The organism is Pseudomonas sp. Irchel s3a10 (genome assembly GCF_900187525.1).
GTDB classification, from domain to species: Bacteria; Pseudomonadota; Gammaproteobacteria; order Pseudomonadales; family Pseudomonadaceae; genus Aquipseudomonas; species Aquipseudomonas koreensis_G.
This window is the reverse complement of the sequence record NZ_FYDR01000003.1, coordinates 211,483-229,116: the sequence shown is the minus strand read 5'-3', so window position 1 is coordinate 229,116 and position 17,634 is coordinate 211,483. Positions and strand designations below refer to the sequence as shown.

The window sequence follows — 17,634 nt, the reverse complement described above, 5'->3', positions numbered from 1 at the left end:
GTTGTCCTTCTGACGGTTTGATATTAATGGCTGTGCGTATATGTCGCCTACAGTAACTTTGTAGGCTGTTTCTGATTGTGTCTAAGCTGTTTTTACAGGAGGGTAAAGCGTTGGATATTTCTTTACGACGGGCGGCCGCTTTCCTACGCCACTTGGTGTAGGCCTATCGGCGGGAGTGGCGGGAAGGAGATGTCTGTTGCGGGCAATGATTTTGAGGGAATCTTATTCATAAAAATGTTTGTCGCAAATCAAATGAAACTCAAGAGATAGCAGGCCATTGCAGCCTGCTATCTCTTGTCTTCAGGCCTGGTGACTGATCCGCCCATCCACCAGTGTGTAACGCACCACACCCGGAAGGGTGTGCCCAAGGAACGGGCAGTTCTCGCCCTTCGACAGCCAGCCTTCGCCGGCCACGGTGGATGCCTTCGGATCGAACAGTACGATATCCGCCGCACCGCCCACCGCCAGTTTGCCCGCCGGCAGACGCAGCGCCTCGGCTGGACCAGCGCTCAGGCGCGCCAGCAGGGTCGGCAGATCCAGTAAACCATCCTCAACCAGCGTCATCGCCAGCGGCAGCAGCAACTCCACGCTGCTGATGCCCGGCTCGGTCGCGCCGAACGGTGCCAGTTTGGCGTCGCGTTCGTGCGGCTGGTGATGGCTGGAGATCGCCGAAATCACTCCGGACTTCACCGCTTCACGCAGGCCGTCGCGGTCGGCGCGGGTGCGCAGCGGCGGTTGCACGTGATACAGGCTGCTGAAGTCGATCAGCGCTTCATCGGTGAGGATCAACTGATACAGAGCGACATCGGCGGTGACCTTCAAGCCACGGGCCTGCGCCTGAGCGATCAGAGCCACGCCGCGCGCGCTGGTCAGTTGGCTGAAGTGCGCGCGCACGCCGGTCTGCTCGACCAGCAGCAGATCGCGAGCCAGAGCCACGGTTTCCGCGGTTTCCGGAATCCCCGGCAGGCCGAGGAAACTGGCGACCGCGCCTTCATGGGCCAGACCGCCATCGGCCAGATCGTGATCTTGTGAATTGAAAATCACCGTCAGGTCGAAGGTCGCCGCGTATTCCAATGCCCGGCACAGGGTGCGGGTGTTGCGGAAGCTCTCCAGACCGTTGCCGAACGCCACGCACCCGGCGTCGCGCAGCGCCACCAGCTCTGCAAGCTGTTCGCCATCCAGACCTTTGCTCAGCGCGCCGATCGGGAACACCTTGGTGTTGCCGGCTTCGCGGGCGCGGTCGAGGATCAGTTCGGCCACGGCCGAGGTGTCGAGTACAGGTTTGGTTTTCGGCGGGCAGCACAGGCTGGTCACGCCGCCGGCCGCTGCGGCGCGGGTTTCGCTGGCGATCGTGCCTTTGCGGCTGTAGCCCGGCTCGCGCAGGGCCACGTTCAGGTCGACCAGACCGGGTGCTGCAACCAGACCGTTGGCGTCGATGGTTTCCACTGCGGTGAAACCGGCCGGTGCGGCGCCGAGGGCGACGATCTTGCAGGCTTCAACGTGAATGTCGGTGATTTGATCCAGACCACTGCTTGGATCGATGACGCGGGCGCCGAGAATGCTGAGCTTCACTGGGCGTTCTCCTGCTCGAATTGACGTTGCGCTGTTTGCCCGCTCATGGCCATCGACAGCACGGCCATGCGGATGGCGATGCCGTAGGTGACTTGATTGAGGATCACTGAGTGCGGGCCGTCGGCCACCGCGGACTCGATTTCCACGCCACGGTTGATTGGCCCCGGGTGCATGACGATGCAATCGGGTTTGGCCCCGGCCAGACGCGCGGTGGTCAGGCCGAACAGGCGATAGAACTCGCCTTCGCTCGGCAGCAGGCCACCGGTCATGCGCTCACGCTGCAGGCGCAGCATGATCACCACGTCGACGTCCTTCAGGCCTTCGTTCATGTCGGTGTAGACCTTGACGCCGTACTGCTCGATGCCGATCGGCAACAGAGTCTTCGGCGCGATCACGCGGATGTCCGGGCAGCCGAGGGTCTTCAGCGCGAGCATGTTCGAGCGCGCCACCCGCGAGTGCAGGATGTCGCCGACGATCGCCACCGAGAGGTTTTCGAAACCGCCCTTGTGCCGACGGATGGTGAGCATGTCGAGCATGCCCTGGGTCGGGTGCGCGTGACGGCCGTCGCCGCCGTTGATGATTGCCACCTGCGGGCAGACGTGTTCGGCGATGAAGTGTGCCGCGCCGGAATCACCGTGGCGCACGACGAACATGTCGGCGGCCATGGCTTCGAGGTTGCGCAGGGTGTCGAGCAGGGTTTCACCTTTACTGGCCGACGAGGTCGACACGTTCAGGGTGATCACGTCCGCCGACAGCCGCTGGGCCGCCAGTTCGAAGGTGGTGCGGGTGCGGGTGGAGTTTTCGAAGAACACGTTGCACACGGTCTTGCCGCGCAGCAACGGGACCTTCTTCACCGCCCGGGCACCGACTTCGAGGAACGAGTCGGCAGTGTCGAGGATTTCCGTCAGCAACTCGCGGCGCAGGCCGTCGAGCGAGAGGAAGTGGCGCAGCTGGCCCTGATCATTGAGCTGCAGCGGGCGCTTGGTATCTAGAGGCGTCATCGCGAGGGGGACTCTCAATAAGGGCGGGTTAGGAATTCAGGTCTTGCAGTTCGAGCGTCAGCGGCTCCGGGCCGGACAGCTTGACCCGCTCATTGGCAGCCAGCGACAGGGTCGCACCCACCACGTTCGGACAGATCGGCAGCTCGCCGGCGTCCAGGTCGAGCAGGCAGACCAGGGTCACGCTGGCCGGCCGGCCGTAGTCGAACAGTTCGTTCATGGCGGCGCGGATGGTGCGGCCGCTCATCAGTACGTCGTCGATCAGCACCAGATGCTGGCCTTCGATTTCGAAGGGCAGGGCCGACGGGCGCACTTGCGGGTGCAGGCCGTTCTGGCTGAAGTCGTCGCGGTAGAAGGAAACATCCAGTGTGCCCAGTGGCGCATCGCTGGCCAATTCCTTGAGCAAGGCCTGAGCGACCCAGATGCCGCCGGTGCGAATGCCGATGTAACGCGGCTCGCTGATATCACGCTGTGCAAGGTGCGCCTTGAGGCGGGTCGCCATCTGGCTGATCAGATCGGCGGGATTGGGCAGGCTCATGGTTGCTCCTTCGTGATTCCGAGCCGCGTCCTGCCGGACGTGGCTGGGTTTATAACCAAAAGAAAAGCGCCGAAGCGCTTGTCAGGATTCAAACAATGCAGTGTTTTCATCGAGCCAGCCCTGCAACAGCAGGGCGGCGGCGATGGCATCCACCGGGTTGTCGCGGTAACTGCCTTTCTGCCCGCCACGCACCAGTCGCTCACCCTTGGCTTCAAAGGTGGTCAGGCGTTCGTCGTGGGTATAGAAGGGCACATTGAAACGGCCATTGAGACGGCGGGCGAATTTCTCCGCGCGCAGGCACATCTCGCTGGGCGTACCGTCCATGTTCAGCGGCAGGCCGACCACCACGGCGTCGGGTTTCCATTCCTTGAACAGCGCTTCGACCTGATTCCAGTCGGGTACGCCGTTCTGCGCTTTCAGGGTGCACAGCTCGCGGGCCTGGCCGGTAATTACCTGGCCGACCGCAACGCCGATCTGTTTGGTGCCGTAGTCGAAGCCGAGAATCAGGCGCAGGGCCATCAGGCGTGCCCCGCCTGACTGGTCAGCAGGCTGAGGTTGATCCCCAGATGCCGTGCCGCCGCTTCCAGACGCAGCTCGCTGCTGGTGTTGAACAGGATGTCGGCGTCGTACGGGCAGGTCAGCCAGGCGTTGTCGGCCAGTTCAGCCTCCAGTTGCCCGGCTTCCCAACCGGCATAACCAAGGGTGATTACGCTTTTCGCCGGGCCTACGCCGTCGGCGATGGCGAAAAGCACGTCCTGCGAGGTGGACAGCGCCAGATCACCTTCGAGCTCGACGGTGGCCTGAAAGGTCTTGCCCGACGGGTGCAGGACGAACCCGCGATCGGTCTGCACCGGGCCACCAATGAAGATCGGCACATGCTGGCACAGCGCTGGCGGATCGATGTCCGGGCGCAATTGCTCGAGAATGTCAGCCAGATTCAGCTCTTGCGGTCGATTGACCACCAGCCCCATGGCGCCATTGGCCGTGTGCTCGACGATGTAGGTCAAGGTGTGGGCAAAGTTCGGGTCGGCCATGTGCGGCATGGCGATCAGGAAGTGATGCTTGAGGTAGCTGGGGCTGACGTTTTTCATGAGCGATAGTGTGGCGTCGTAGGGGCAAACTGACAAGCTGACGATCAGAGAACAACGCAGATCAAAGGGTGGGAGCGGGCTTGCTCGCGAAGAGGGCGTGTCAGGCAAAGTCAATGTAGCTGACCCACCGCATTCGCGAGCAAGCCCGCTCCCACAGGGGTTTTGCAGTGTTCTTAATTGCTCGAGAGCTTGTCGCCCCGGGCGAATTTCCAGGTGCGGATGATTTCCAGTCGGTCGATATCCGACAGATCACCGGTAAACGGCGCGAACGGTGCCGCCAACCGGACAATGCGCTGCGCCGCCTGATCCAGCAGCGGCTGGCCGGAGGATTCCAGCACCAGCACTTCATACAGAGAGCCGTCGCGGTTGATCGAGACCATCAAGCGCAGGTTGCCGTAAATCTGCTTGCGCCGCGCTTCTTCCGGGTAATTGAGGTTGCCGATGCGCTCGACCTTCTTGCGCCAGTCATCCTTGTACCAGGCGCCCTTGTCGCGCATGGTCGAGGCCGCGCTCAAACGGTGGATACGCGGGCGCTTGGCGTACAGCTGTTGTTCGTTGGCCAGTTCCGCTTCAAGGCTGGCGATGTCGCTGGACAGCTGTGAACTGTCGAACGTCGGCGCGTTGACCGCAGGTTTGGTCTCGGTCCTGGTTTCTTCTTTCTTGGTCGGTGCCTTTTGCTGTTTCGGCGCCACGGTGGTCACCGCAGCCTTGGGCGCGGCCTCGCGTACTTCCGGTTTGGCGGCCGGAGGCGGGGTGACCTTCTTGACTTGATTGTCCTGGAACGGCGCGACCTCGGTGGTCTTGGGGATCGCCTTCTTGTCGAGGGTGCCGCTGCCTTCCTGGTTTTCCTGAGCGAGGAAATCAGCCTTCTCAGGCTTCTTTTCACTTTTGAAGGTGGCGAGGGTGATTTCCAGGGTTTTGCTGATCTGCTTGGGCTCGACCATGGTGAAGCCGACGCCAAGCAGCAGCGCCAGGTGAATCAGCGCCGCGAGAAACAGGGTAAAACCGAGGCGATCGGCCGGGCGCACGCCACGATGGGCGAGTTCTGCGGGCAGATCGGACGGGAGGGTCATGACAAGAAAACCAACATCGCGTTTTTCAGAGGCTGCGCATGATAACGCAATGTTGGTTTCGCGCCTTGGGCTTCACGCTTCAAGCGACAGGCTGCATGTGACACACGTCAAGCTTGCGGCTTTTTGCCGGCGGCTTGCAGCTTCTTGTCGATGGCATCCATCAGCATGCCGCCGATATCGGTACCGAAAGCGTTGTCGATTTCGCGGATGCAGGTCGGGCTGGTGACGTTGATTTCGGTGAGGTTTTCACCGATCACGTCCAGACCGACGAACAGCAGGCCTTTCTCGCGCAAAGTCGGGCCGACCTGGGCGGCGATCCAGCGATCCTTGTCGGTCAACGGCCGGGCTTCACCACGACCACCGGCCGCGAGGTTGCCACGGGTTTCGCCCTGGGCCGGAATTCGCGCCAGGCAGTAATCCACCGGCTCGCCGTCGATCATCAGGATGCGCTTGTCGCCGTCCTTGATCGCCGGCAGGTAGGCCTGGCCCATGATCTGCTGATTGCCGAGGGCGGTCAGGGTTTCCAGAATCACCGACAGGTTCGGATCACCGGCACGATGACGGAAAATCGAAGTACCGCCCATGCCGTCCAGCGGCTTGAGGATCACGTCACCGTGTTTGGCAGCGAACTCACGCAGCACATCGGCGCGACGGCTGACGATAGTTGGCGGCGTGCACTGCGGGAACAGCGTGGCGAACAGTTTTTCGTTGCAGTCGCGCAGACTCTGCGGCTTGTTGACCACCAGCACGCCGGCGGTTTCGGCCTGTTCCAGCAAGTAGGTGGAGTAGACGAACTCCATGTCGAACGGCGGATCCTTGCGCATCAGGATCACGTCGAGGTCGCTCAGCAGGTTGTCCTGCTCGGCGTCCAGTTCGAACCATTTTTCCGGGTTGGCGAAGACTTTCAGCGGCTTCATGCGCGCCCGGGCCTGACCTTCGGCCTGATACAGGTCGCGCTGCTCCATGTAGAACAGTTCCCAGCCACGTTTCTGCGCGGCCAGCAGCATGGCCAGCGAGCTATCCTTTTTATAGGAAATGCTGGCGATAGGGTCCATGACAATCCCGACGCGAACGCTCATTGGGTTTTCCTCGAAAATTGGCTACCGGATCGGTATTGAAAAAGTGCCGCCAGAGTGGCGCTGGCAGGGTTTTCGGTCAAGGAAAAACCCGTCGATAGATTGCATCTGGAGACTGTGCTAAAAAGGCTGGCATAGCGTGCTGGCCCTTGAGCATCAAGGGTTTCCAGCCATTACTCATCGCAAAACGGACAATTTGATTCGCAAAGGCGACGGTAGAGCCCTCTTATGGAACAGCAGTCCAGCGCCTTGAAGGTCATGGTGATCGATGACTCGAAAACGATTCGTCGCACCGCCGAAACGCTGTTGAAAAATGTGGGCTGCGAAGTCATCACGGCCATCGACGGTTTCGACGCGTTGGCGAAGATCGCCGATCACCACCCCGGGATCATTTTTGTCGACATCATGATGCCGCGTCTGGATGGTTATCAGACCTGCGCTTTAATCAAGAACAACAGTGCGTTCAAGGCCACGCCGGTGATCATGCTGTCGTCGCGTGACGGGCTGTTCGACAAGGCCAAGGGGCGGATTGTCGGTTCTGATCAATTTTTGACCAAGCCTTTCAGCAAGGAAGAACTGCTCGACGCGATTCAGGCCCATGTTCCGGGCTTCGCCGCCGTTTTGCCGCAGTAAGACACGTACAGTGACGCTCGGCCAGCGGGCCGGGGGTCGACAAGAAAAATGGGGAAGACCATGGCACGTATCCTGATCGTCGATGATTCGCCGACTGAAATGTACAAACTCACCGGCATGCTGGAAAAGCACGGCCATGAAGTGCTCAAGGCCGAAAACGGCGCCGACGGCGTGGCCCTGGCCCGTCAGGAAAAGCCTGACGCGGTACTGATGGACATCGTCATGCCCGGCCTCAATGGTTTCCAGGCGACCCGTCAGCTGACCAAAGACCCGGAAACCGGACATATCCCGGTGATCATCATTACCACCAAGGATCAGGAAACCGACAAGGTCTGGGGCACGCGCCAGGGCGCGAAGGATTACCTGACCAAACCGGTCGAAGAAGACATGCTGATCAAGACCCTGAACAACGTGCTGGCCGGTTGATCGCGCGGCCATGAACCAGTCGCTGACCGCGTTCGAGCTGCTGTGGCAGATCGACCAGCGCTGCCGCCTGTTGGCGGCGGATCTGCCGTCGCAGCCCGGCCGTCAGGATCGCTGGAGCGGCATCGGCTTTCGCCTTGGCGAGCATTGGTACGTGACGCCGATGGGCGAAGTCAGCGAAGTGCTGCACGAACCGCGCTGCACTCAGTTGCCCGGGGTCAAGCCGTGGGTCAAAGGGGTGGCTAACCTGCGTGGGCGCTTGCTGCCGATCATGGATCTGTGCGGATTCTTCGGTCACGAACTGTCGCCATTGCGCAAACAGCGGCGGGTATTGGTGGTGGAGCACAACGATGTGTTCGCCGGGTTGCTGGTCGATGAGGTGTTCGGTTTGCAGCACTTCGCGCAGGACAGCTTCGAACCGATCTCGATCAGCAAGCGCCAGGGCTCCAAGGCCGAGTTCGTCAAAGGCTATTTCCGGCGCGAGCAGAACTGGCGGGTGTTCAGCCTGTTTGCGCTGGCCAAATCGCCGGTGTTCATGAGCGTCGCGATTTAGCCGAAACACCATAAATCTATGGGGTGGGGGTCTGTGGCGAGGGGATTTATCCCCGATGGTTGGCGAAGCCAACCCAAAACCTGCATTCGCGATGTGCCAGATACAACTCAGTTTTGGGGCCGCTGCGCGACCCATCGGGGATAAATCCCCTCACCACAAATCCCACAGTGGACCGTGGCAGGTTTCATAGGCGAGGACCGATGACAAAAGCAAAAACAGGCAAGTCGGCAGAAGGGTCGCGCAGTCGCTCGCAGATCATCGTGCTGTTCATCGCACTGATCGTGTTCATCATGCTGCTGTTCGCCAACTTCGCGTACCTCAACACCCAGGCCAACTATGACAAGCAGTACATCGGTCATGCCGGTGAACTGCGCGTGCTGTCACAACGCATCGCCAAGAACGCCACCGAAGCCGCCGCCGGCAAGGCTGCTGCGTTCAAGCTGCTGAGTGATGCACGTAACGATTTTGCCCAGCGCTGGGGTTACCTGAAGAAGGGTGATCCGGCCACCGGCCTGCCGCCAGCCCCCGCTACTGTGCGCCCGGAAATGCGCGCGGTGCAGCTGGACTGGGAGCGCCTGCTGAAAAACACCGACGCGATTCTCTCCAGCGAACAGACCGTGCTCTCGCTGCATCAGGTCGCCGCGACACTGGCCGAAACTGTGCCGCAATTGCAGATCGAGTACGAAAAAGTCGTCGAGATCCTCCTGCAACGTGGCGCCCCGGCAGCGCAAGTCGCGATGGCCCAACGTCAATCGCTGCTGGCTGAACGCATCCTTGGCGCGGTCAACACCGTGCTCGCTGGCGACGAGAATTCGCAGCAGGCCGCCGACGCTTTCGGCCGCGATGCCACCCGTTTCGGCCAGGTGCTCAACGGCATGTTGCAGGGCAACCCGGCGCTGAAAGTCAGCCAGGTCGAAGACCGTGATGCCCGCGCCCGTTTGAGTGAAATCTCCGAGCTGTTCCAGTTCGTCTCCGGCTCCGTGGATGAAATCCTCGAAACCTCGCCGGAACTGTTCAAGGTCCGGGAGTCGGCGAGCAACATCTTCAGCCTGTCGCAGACCCTGCTCGACGAAGCCTCGCACCTCGCCAGCGGTTTCGAAAACCTCGCCGGCGGGCGCAACACCGACACCATCGGCGGCTACGTGCTGGGCTTGCTGGCGCTGGCCTCGATCATCCTGATCGGCCTGGTCATGGTTCGTGAAACCAACCGTCAGTTGCGCGAGACCGCCGAGAAGAACGAACGCAACCAGAACGCGATCATGCGCCTGCTCGACGAGATTGAAGACCTCGCCGATGGCGACCTGACGGTGACCGCCTCGGTAACCGAAGACTTCACCGGGACCATCGCCGACTCGATCAACTACTCGGTTGATCAACTGCGCGATCTGGTCGCTACCATCAACCTCACCGCCGGCCAGGTCGCCGCCGCCGTGCAGGAAACCCAGGCCACCGCGATGCACCTGGCCCAGGCCTCGGAACATCAGGCGCAGCAGATTTCCGAAGCCTCGACCGCGATCAGCGACATGGCCCAGTCGATCGATCAGGTCTCGGCCAACGCTGCCGAATCCTCGGCGGTGGCCGAGCGTTCGGTGGAAATCGCCAACAAGGGCAACGAGGTGGTGCACAACACCATCCACGGTATGGACAACATTCGCGAACAGATTCAGGACACCGCCAAGCGCATCAAGCGTCTGGGTGAGTCGTCGCAGGAAATTGGCGACATCGTCAGCCTGATCGACGACATTGCCGACCAGACCAACATCCTCGCGCTCAACGCGGCGATTCAGGCCTCGATGGCCGGGGATGCCGGGCGCGGCTTTGCCGTGGTCGCCGACGAAGTGCAGCGACTGGCCGAACGTTCGTCCGCCGCCACCCGGCAGATCGAAACCCTGGTGCGTGCGATTCAGACCGACACCAACGAAGCGGTGATTTCCATGGAACAGACCACCACCGAGGTGGTGCGCGGCGCGCGGCTGGCGCAGGATGCCGGTGTGGCCCTGGAAGAAATCGAAGGCGTATCGAAGACCCTTGCCGCGCTGATTCAGAGCATCTCCAACGCGGCGCAGCAGCAGACCTCGTCGGCCGGGCAGATCTCGCTGACGATGAACGTGATCCAGCAGATCACCACGCAGACCTCGTCCGGCTCGACCGCCACCGCCGAGAGCATCGGCAACCTGGCGAAAATGGCCAGTCAGCTGCGCCGTTCGGTATCCGGTTTCACCTTGCCGTCGGCGTCCGCGACGGACAAGGCGTGAGTGGAGTGGTTATGGGTGACCGGCACGACTACGTGGCCCTCGAATGGGTCAAGGGTGAAATTGCCGAAACGCTGAAACAGGCGCATCAGGCGATTGAAACCGTGCTCGATGACCCGCAGGCCACGCCGGGGCTGGATGAGTGTCTGGCGTATATCCATCAGGTGCACGGCAGTTTGCAGATGGTCGAGTTCTACGGCGCCGCGTTGCTCGCCGAAGAGATGGAGCATCTGGTCGAAGCCTTGCAGCAGGGGCGCGTCGCTTATCGCGACGAAGCCCTGCACTTGCTGCTGCAAGCCTTCGGGCAATTGCCGATCTATCTCGATCGGGTGCAGAGTGCCCGCCGCGACTTGCCGCTGGTGGTGCTGCCGCTGATCAACGACCTGCGCAGTGCGCGCGGCGACAGCCTGCTCTCGGAAACCAGCCTGTTCAGCCCGCCCTTGCCGGACGTGTCGCCGTTGAGCGCAGACGCCTTGGCCGCGCTGGAGCCGGCCGACTGGCCCAACGTACTGCGCAAGTTGCGCCAGATGCTGCAGATGGCGCTGGTCGGGTTGCTGCGCGAGCAGGATGACCAGACCCACCTCGAATATCTGGCGAAAGTTTTCCAGCGCCTCGAAGCGCTCAGCGCCGATGCGCCCCTGAGCCTGCTGTGGCAGGTCGCTTCCGCGCTGGTCGAAGGCATGCGCGAAGGCGCCATCGCCAACAGCCCGGCGTTGCGCAGCCTGTTCAAGGACGCCGACAAGGAACTCAAGCGCCTGCTCGAACAAGGCCCGCGCGGCCTCAATCAGCCGCCCCCGCCGGAGCTGCTGAAAAGCCTGCTGTTCTATATTGCCAAAGCCGAACATCCCACCGGGCAGATGCTGACCATGAAAGATCGCTACTCCCTGGACGACGCGTTGCCCGACAGCGCGATGGTCGACGAAGAACGCGCGCGCCTGGCCGGTCCCGACCGCGATGCGATGCGCTCGGTGCTGGCGGCGCTATGCGAAGAGTTGGTGCGGGTCAAGGAACGCCTCGACCTGTTCGTGCGTAGCGACCGTCAGCACACCGCTGATCTGGAGAGCCTGCTGGCGCCGTTGCGGCAGATCGCCGACACCCTCGCGGTGCTCGGTTTCGGCCAGCCGCGCAAAGTCATCATCGATCAACTGGCGGTGGTGCTCAGCCTCGCCCAGGGCCAGCGCGAACCGAATGACGCGACCCTGATGGACGTTGCCGGTGCGCTGCTCTACGTCGAAGCCAACCTCGCCGGAATGGTCGGCACCGTCGAGCCGGAAAGCCCCGAAGACGCGCGCCTGCCGACCACCGACCTGACGCAGATCCACCAGATCGTGATCAAGGAAGCACGCATCTGCCTGCAACAGGCCAAGGACATGATCGTCGATTACATCGACGCCGACTGGGATCGCCAGCAACTGCAGCCGCTGCCGGAACTGCTTACCCAAGTGCGCGGCGCGCTGGCGATGATTCCGCTGAGCCGGGCGGCGAGTCTGGTCGAGGCCTGTAACAGCTTCATCCGCGAACACCTGCTGCTCGATCCGCACCAGCCGGGCTGGCAGCAACTGGATAATCTGGCCGACGTCATCACCAGCCTCGAGTATTACCTCGAGCGCCTGAGCGACGACCCGCAAGCGCCGAATGAGCAACTGCTGGATGTCGCACAAAAGAGCCTCGCCAGCCTCGGTTTCTTTCCACATGAACCGCACGTACCGCTGCTCGACGATGTGCTCAGCCCCAGCGAAGCGCTGGTGATGCAGGACCTGCAAGCGCTGGATGACCCCGAGACTGTGCAGTCGCTGGCCGACGTGCTGGCCAGCCCGGTGTCGGCGGTCAACCCGCCGGCCTTGATCACGCCCGGCAGCCTGATGCCACCACCGGCCGATGAAGAACCGGTGGACGACGAACTGCGCGAAGTGTTCCTCGAAGAGACCGACGAAGTCCTCGAAGTCCTGCACGAATACCTGCCGCGCTGGACGGCGGACACCCATGACCGCGCCGCCCTGACCGAGCTGCGTCGGGCCTTCCACACCTTGAAGGGCAGCGGGCGCATGGTTCGTGCGCTGATCCTTGGCGAGCTGGCCTGGGCGGTGGAAAACCTGCTCAACCGCGTGCTGGAACACAGCGTCGAACCTGGTACGCAGGTGCAGCAGTTGCTCACCGACACGGTGTTGCTGCTGCCGGAACTCATCAGCGAATTCGCCACGCAGCGACAGCGTCAGCGCAGCGATGTCGATCAACTGGCGGCCCGCGCGCATGCGCTGGCCAAAGGCGTCGAGCCGCTGGCGGCCGAAGACGTCGCCGACGTGGCGGCCCTCGACCCGTTGTTGCTGGAGATCTTCCGCAACGAGGCCGAAACCCACCTCGCCAGCCTCAACCGCTTCCTCGATCAGGCTGCCGAGCATGTGCCGCTGCCGGCCAGCGACGAATTGCAGCGCGCCTTGCACACGCTCAAGGGCAGTGCGTCGATGGCCGGCGTGTTGCCGATTGCCGAACTGGCCGCGCCGCTGGATAAACTGGCGCGCGAGTTCAAGGCGCATCAGTTGCCGCTGGATCTGGATGAAGTGGAATTGCTCCTTGAAGCCGAAGGCCTGTTCCGCGTCGGTCTGCGCCAGCTCAAGCACGATCCGCTGGCACCGATTGTCGGTGCGCAGTCGCTGATCAAACGCACCGAAACGCTGCTGGCCGAACGCCTGGAGGCGATCCTCAACGCGCCGAACACTGGCCTGCGGATCAAGCGTGATCCGCAACTGATCAACAACTTCCTCGCTCAAGGCATGGACATCCTGCTCGACGCCGAAAGCCTGTTGCAACGCTGGCAGCAACACCCCGGCGAGCGCCAGGAACTCAGCGCGCTGCTGGACGAACTGACCACCCTTGGCGAAGGCGCACACCTCGCCGATCTGCTGCCGGTGGACGTGCTCTGCGAAGCATTGCTCGACCTCTATGGCGCCGTCGAAGAAAGCAGCCTGGCGGTCAGCGACAGGTTCTTCCACGAAGCGCAGAACGCTCACGAAGCGCTGATCAACATGCTCGACGAACTGGCCGCCGGCCAGGAAATCACCCCACAGCCGCAGCGCATTCGCGCCCTGCACGAACTGCTCGATGAAAGCCTCGACCCGGCAGCGATGGGGCTGATTCGCAGCGACGGCAGCCGCACCTTGAGCATCAGCGAACTGGGCGCCGCGACCGCCGAACTCGCCCACGCCAATGCCGAGACCGCACCGGACGACGAGATCGTCGAGATCTTCCTCGAAGAAGCGGTGGATATTCTCGACAGTGCCGGGCAAGCCCTGCAGCGCTGGTTGAGCGACCCGGACAACGCTGCGCCGCTGTCGTCGTTGCAACGCGATTTGCACACCCTCAAGGGTGGCGCGCGGATGGCCGAGGTCGATGCCATCGGCGATCTGGCCCATGAGCTGGAAAGTCTTTACGAAGGTCTGGTGGATCGTCGCCACAGTTACAGCGAGCTGCTCGGACGCTTGCTGCACAAGAGCCACGACCGCTTGGCTCAGTTGCTTGAACAGTTGCACAACCATCAGCCACTGACCCCGGCGCAAGACCTGATCGAAGCGATCCGCCAATTCCGTCAGGGCCAGTCCGGCAGTGCCGAAACGGTGCAGCCGACGGCTGTACCCGACAGCGCAGCGCATGATCCCGAGCTGCTGGAAATCTTCCTCGAAGAAGGTTTCGACATCATCGAAAGCTCCGGCGCGGCGCTGCTGCGCTGGCAGGCGGAGCCGGGCAATCGCCAGGAAGTGGAAACCCTGCTGCGCGATCTGCACACCCTCAAGGGCGGTGCGCGGATGGTCGAGATCGGCCCGATCGGCGACCTCGCCCATGAGTTGGAATACCTTTACGAAAGTCTCGCCACCGGCGTGCTGCAACCGTCCGCCGAACTGTTCGCGCTGGTGCAGCGCGGGCATGACCGGCTGGCGCAGATGCTCGACGGGGTGCGCGCCGGGCAGCCATGCCCGCCGGCGGATCGGCTGATCAATGCGATCCAGAATTTCAGCCACCCGGCGACTCCTGATACATCGCCGCCGTTGCCGCTTCCGGCCAAGACCGAGCCTGCGGTACCCGCCGCCGATGCCGGCGCGGACATGGTCAAGGTCTCCGCCGAACTGCTCGATGACTTGGTCAATCTGGCCGGGGAAACCTCGATTTTCCGTGGGCGTATCGAACAGCAAGTCAGCGATGCACAAACCGCGCTGAACGAGATGGAAACCACCATCGAGCGCATGCGCGATCAGTTGCGCCGGCTCGACACCGAAACCCAGGGGCGGATCCTCAGCCGTCAGCAAGTCGATGCCGAACGCCTCGGTTACGAAGAGTTCGACCCGCTGGAAATGGACCGCCATTCGCAGTTGCAGCAATTGTCGCGGGCACTGTTCGAGTCCGCCTCCGACTTGCTCGATCTCAAGGAAACCCTCGAGCGCCGCAACCACGACGCCGAGAACCTGTTGCAGCAGCAGGGGCGGATCAATACCGAATTGCAGGAAGGCCTGATGCGCACGCGCATGGTGCCGTTCGAACGGATGCTGCCACGCCTGAAACGCATCGTGCGGCAGGTCGCCGAAGAGCTGAACAAGGACGTCGCGTTCATCATCGGCAACGCCGAAGGCGAGATGGATCGCAATGTGCTGGAGCGCATGGCCGCGCCGCTGGAGCACATGCTGCGCAACGCCGTCGACCACGGGTTGGAGTCGGCCGAAGTGCGGCTGGCGGCGGGCAAACCGGCGCAAGGCACGATCACCCTGGACCTGACCCGCGAGGGTGGCGACATCGTTTTCGATATTCGCGACGACGGCGCCGGGGTGCCGCTGGAAGCGGTGCGGCGCAAAGCGATCAAGCGCGGCCTGCTCGCACCGGACGCCGAAATCAGCGACCGCGACGTGCTGCAGTTCATCCTGCAGCCGGGGTTCTCCACGGCGGAAAAGATCACCCAGATTTCCGGGCGCGGCGTCGGCATGGACGTGGTTCACGAAGAAGTCCGTCAGCTCGGCGGCACCATGAGCATCGACTCGGTGCCGGGGCAGGGCGTGCATTTCCGTATTCGTCTGCCGTTCACCGTGTCGGTCAACCGCGCGCTGATGGTGCAGTGTGGCGAGGATCAATACGCGATTCCGCTGAACACCATCGAAGGCATCGTGCGCGTGTTGCCGAATGATCTGGAAGCGCACTACCGCAACGATCCGCCGAGCTACCACTACGCCGGTCAGCGCTACGAACTGTGCTATCTGGGCGAGCTGCTGAAAACCGCGCCGCGGCCGAAACTGCTCGGCCAGAGCCTGCCGTTGCCGGTGCTTCTGGTGCAGTGCAATGACCGGCACATCGCGGTGCAGGTCGATGCGATGGCCGGCACTCGCGAGATCGTGGTCAAGAGCCTCGGCCCGCAGTTTGCGGCGGTGCAGGGCGTGTCCGGGGCGACGATTCTTGGCGATGGCCGGGTGGTGCTGATTCTTGATTTGCTCGCACCGATCCGCGCGATGCAGGCGCGGGTTGCGCAGCGTCCGGCGCAGGCGGAAATCGACAGCGAACCGCAGAAACCGTTGCTGGTGCTGGTGGTCGACGACTCGGTGACCGTGCGCAAGGTCACCAGCCGTTTGCTCGAACGCCATGGCATGAACGTGCTGACCGCCAAGGACGGTGTCGATGCCATGCTGCTGCTCGAAGAACACATGCCTGACCTGATGCTGCTCGACATCGAAATGCCGCGCATGGACGGCTTCGAAGTCGCCACCCAGGTACGCAATGACGAGCGCCTGCAACACCTGCCGATCATCATGATCACCTCGCGCACCGGGCAGAAGCACCGCGACCGCGCGATGGCCATCGGCGTCAACGACTACCTCGGCAAGCCGTATCAGGAATCGGTGCTGCTCGAAAGCATTGCCCACTGGAGCAAGAAACATGCATGAGCGCCGCCACAACGCGCGCACCAGCCAACTCACCGGCCTGCTGCTGCCGTTGGCCGACCGCAACCTGATCCTGCCCAACGTCGCTGTGGCCGAGCTGATTGACTACCAGGCCAGCGCCTTCGATCTGGACACCCCGCCGTGGTACCTGGGGCGGGTGAGCTGGCGTGAACGGCAGATTCCGCTGCTGAGTTTCGAGTCGGCCTGCGGACAGAAAGTCGTCATCGGCGAACGCGCGCGGATCGTGATTTTGAATGCGCTGGGCGGGTTGCCGGCGTTGAAGTTCATTGCGCTGCTGGTGCAGGGGATTCCGCGGTCGTACAAGCTCGACAGCCAGTTGAGTTATGTCGATGTGCCGTTGTGTGCGCTGGAGCAGGCGGCGGTGCAGGTCGGGGAGCAGGTGGCCAAGGTGCCGGATTTGTTGGGGTTGGAGCAGTTGTTGGTAGAGGCTGGGCTGGCTCACTGATCCAGAGTTTGTGGTGATCTAGCTGGCCTCTTCGCGAGCAAGCTCGCTCCCACATTGGGCTTATGCCGTGCACAAAATTTGCGTTCTCTCAAGATCTCCTGTGGGAGCGAGCTTGCTCGCGAAGGCGCCACTCGCTTCACCCAAGTCCGACAGACAAACCCTCAATTTTTACAGCGCAATAAACACCGTTCAGCCTCGTTGTTTAAAGACACCCAGTGTTACGCCTCACCAGCCTACAAATCCTTGCGCCGCTGCCTACGCATGCACCAGAATCCGCCGGCTTGTGCGCCCTCGGCAGGCTGCGTAACTTGATTGCGTCACTGATTCCCAGTGATCGGGTTTAGCAGCCCGGCTTTGTCCTTTCCCCGGTGCACGAGATTCATCCAGTCAGGCATTCGCCTGCGCTTGATGGTGGCTGTGCGCATGGCACCTTCGGGTGCGCCGGGTTGGGGATTGACCGGTCTGCTAACTTGCGCATAGCCGCCACCCTATCGTTTAGCAGCGGGATGGTGCGGCCTAATAGAGATTTATCCCCATGTTCAAAGTAACGCCAAACCCGCCGGTCACCGACACGGCATCCCCTTACGAAGCCCCCGAATCGAAGAAATTTCACGAAGCCGCCGAACTCGCCCTCGACCATTACCTCGGTCCGCCAAAACCCGACCTCATGGCCACGCCCTACACCCCCAACACGCTGTACATGGCCAACCCCGACGCCGACAGCGAATCCCTGCTGGCCGACGCCTCCGAATCCCTCGGCTCGGCCACGGTCATGCTCAACAACCATGCGGCGCTGGTGCAAGGCACGCACCGCAAGACCCTGCAAGGCATCGCTCAAGTGGTGATGGTGGCGGAGATGGCGGTCAATCGGGTGTTGGATAAGTTGGTGCCGACTGGCTGAGTCATGCGCTGAATGCTCTGGCCCCTTCGCGAGCAAGCCCGCTCCCACAGGGGGATCTCCAGTGGATGCATATTTTGTGTATGACACAAAATCCCCTGTGGGAGTGGGCTTGCTCGCGAAGGTGTCAGTGAACGTTACGCTCAGCG

Annotated in this window: 14 protein-coding genes; 7 read left to right on the top strand and 7 right to left on the bottom strand. The window is 62.2% G+C overall.

Features of this window, described 5'->3' with window-relative positions; genetic code table 11:
* Window positions 1-300 precede the first annotated feature (300 nt).
* From CKW11_RS10970 to gshB, 7 genes are all read right to left on the bottom strand, one after another.
* A complete protein-coding gene (locus CKW11_RS10970) occupies window positions 301-1,572 on the bottom strand; it encodes a dihydroorotase (protein WP_095137535.1) in 1,272 nt (423 codons plus the stop codon).
* Window positions 1,569-2,573: an aspartate carbamoyltransferase catalytic subunit gene (locus CKW11_RS10965; protein ID WP_003229107.1), complete on the bottom strand. Its 1,005-nt coding sequence runs from the start codon at window positions 2,571-2,573 to the stop codon at window positions 1,569-1,571. Before CKW11_RS10965 ends, CKW11_RS10970 begins: the two co-directional genes overlap by 4 nt.
* A 28-nt stretch (window positions 2,574-2,601) precedes the next feature.
* Window positions 2,602-3,108, bottom strand: a complete 507-nt coding sequence (pyrR, locus tag CKW11_RS10960) for a bifunctional pyr operon transcriptional regulator/uracil phosphoribosyltransferase PyrR (RefSeq protein ID WP_095137534.1) — start codon at window positions 3,106-3,108, stop codon at window positions 2,602-2,604.
* Between the two features lie 81 nt (window positions 3,109-3,189).
* On the bottom strand, window positions 3,190-3,627 hold the full coding sequence (gene ruvX / locus CKW11_RS10955; protein ID WP_003229101.1) for a Holliday junction resolvase RuvX: 438 nt from the start codon (window positions 3,625-3,627) through the stop codon (window positions 3,190-3,192).
* Window positions 3,627-4,199, bottom strand: a complete 573-nt coding sequence (locus tag CKW11_RS10950) for a YqgE/AlgH family protein (protein WP_095137533.1) — start codon at window positions 4,197-4,199, stop codon at window positions 3,627-3,629. The genes ruvX and CKW11_RS10950 overlap by 1 nt, the downstream gene beginning before the upstream one ends.
* Before the next feature lie 173 nt (window positions 4,200-4,372).
* Complete coding sequence (locus CKW11_RS10945) at window positions 4,373-5,272, bottom strand: energy transducer TonB (RefSeq protein ID WP_095137532.1); 900 nt, start codon at window positions 5,270-5,272, stop codon at window positions 4,373-4,375.
* 107 nt (window positions 5,273-5,379) lie between these two features.
* Window positions 5,380-6,351, bottom strand: a complete 972-nt coding sequence (gene gshB, locus CKW11_RS10940; RefSeq protein WP_095137531.1) for a glutathione synthase — start codon at window positions 6,349-6,351, stop codon at window positions 5,380-5,382.
* A 225-nt stretch (window positions 6,352-6,576) separates the two neighbouring features.
* Here gshB and pilG point away from each other — a divergent pair, with 225 nt between their 5' ends.
* The 7 genes from pilG (at window position 6,577) to CKW11_RS10905 (ending at window position 17,488) form a co-directional block, all read left to right on the top strand.
* Window positions 6,577-6,981 (top strand): twitching motility response regulator PilG, encoded by a 405-nt coding sequence (gene pilG / locus CKW11_RS10935; RefSeq protein WP_003229093.1) that lies wholly within the window; start codon window positions 6,577-6,579, stop codon window positions 6,979-6,981.
* Between the two features lie 60 nt (window positions 6,982-7,041).
* Window positions 7,042-7,407, top strand: coding sequence for a twitching motility response regulator PilH (gene pilH / locus CKW11_RS10930; RefSeq protein WP_095137530.1), 366 nt, complete (start codon window positions 7,042-7,044; stop codon window positions 7,405-7,407).
* Between the two features lie 10 nt (window positions 7,408-7,417).
* Complete coding sequence (locus CKW11_RS10925) at window positions 7,418-7,957, top strand: chemotaxis protein CheW (RefSeq protein ID WP_095137529.1); 540 nt, start codon at window positions 7,418-7,420, stop codon at window positions 7,955-7,957.
* Window positions 7,958-8,157: 200 nt separating this feature from the next.
* A complete protein-coding gene (locus tag CKW11_RS10920; RefSeq protein ID WP_095137528.1) occupies window positions 8,158-10,212 on the top strand; it encodes a methyl-accepting chemotaxis protein in 2,055 nt (684 codons plus the stop codon).
* A gap of 11 nt (window positions 10,213-10,223) precedes the next feature.
* Window positions 10,224-16,124, top strand: coding sequence for an Hpt domain-containing protein (locus CKW11_RS10915; protein WP_095137527.1), 5,901 nt, complete (start codon window positions 10,224-10,226; stop codon window positions 16,122-16,124).
* Entirely contained in the window at window positions 16,117-16,587 is a 471-nt protein-coding gene (locus tag CKW11_RS10910) for a chemotaxis protein CheW (RefSeq protein WP_095137526.1), read from the top strand. The genes CKW11_RS10915 and CKW11_RS10910 overlap by 8 nt, the downstream gene beginning before the upstream one ends.
* Before the next feature lie 535 nt (window positions 16,588-17,122).
* Complete coding sequence (locus CKW11_RS10905) at window positions 17,123-17,488, top strand: DUF6124 family protein (protein WP_095137525.1); 366 nt, start codon at window positions 17,123-17,125, stop codon at window positions 17,486-17,488.
* The last annotated feature ends 146 nt before the right edge of the window (window positions 17,489-17,634 follow it).

What these genes read in the sequence shown, in the direction of transcription:
- CKW11_RS10965 (WP_003229107.1), bottom strand. Translation starts at nt 2,573, where the DNA reads ATGACGCCTCTAGATACCAAGCGCCCGCTGCAGCTCAATGATCAGGGC.
- pyrR (WP_095137534.1), bottom strand. Translation starts at nt 3,108, where the DNA reads ATGAGCCTGCCCAATCCCGCCGATCTGATCAGCCAGATGGCGACCCGC.
- ruvX (WP_003229101.1), bottom strand. Translation starts at nt 3,627, where the DNA reads ATGGCCCTGCGCCTGATTCTCGGCTTCGACTACGGCACCAAACAGATC.
- CKW11_RS10950 (WP_095137533.1), bottom strand. Translation starts at nt 4,199, where the DNA reads ATGAAAAACGTCAGCCCCAGCTACCTCAAGCATCACTTCCTGATCGCC.
- CKW11_RS10945 (WP_095137532.1), bottom strand. Translation starts at nt 5,272, where the DNA reads ATGACCCTCCCGTCCGATCTGCCCGCAGAACTCGCCCATCGTGGCGTG.
- gshB (WP_095137531.1), bottom strand. Translation starts at nt 6,351, where the DNA reads ATGAGCGTTCGCGTCGGGATTGTCATGGACCCTATCGCCAGCATTTCC.
- pilG (WP_003229093.1), top strand. Translation starts at nt 6,577, where the DNA reads ATGGAACAGCAGTCCAGCGCCTTGAAGGTCATGGTGATCGATGACTCG.
- pilH (WP_095137530.1), top strand. Translation starts at nt 7,042, where the DNA reads ATGGCACGTATCCTGATCGTCGATGATTCGCCGACTGAAATGTACAAA.
- CKW11_RS10925 (WP_095137529.1), top strand. Translation starts at nt 7,418, where the DNA reads ATGAACCAGTCGCTGACCGCGTTCGAGCTGCTGTGGCAGATCGACCAG.
- CKW11_RS10920 (WP_095137528.1), top strand. Translation starts at nt 8,158, where the DNA reads ATGACAAAAGCAAAAACAGGCAAGTCGGCAGAAGGGTCGCGCAGTCGC.
- CKW11_RS10915 (WP_095137527.1), top strand. Translation starts at nt 10,224, where the DNA reads ATGGGTGACCGGCACGACTACGTGGCCCTCGAATGGGTCAAGGGTGAA.
- CKW11_RS10910 (WP_095137526.1), top strand. Translation starts at nt 16,117, where the DNA reads ATGCATGAGCGCCGCCACAACGCGCGCACCAGCCAACTCACCGGCCTG.
- CKW11_RS10905 (WP_095137525.1), top strand. Translation starts at nt 17,123, where the DNA reads ATGTTCAAAGTAACGCCAAACCCGCCGGTCACCGACACGGCATCCCCT.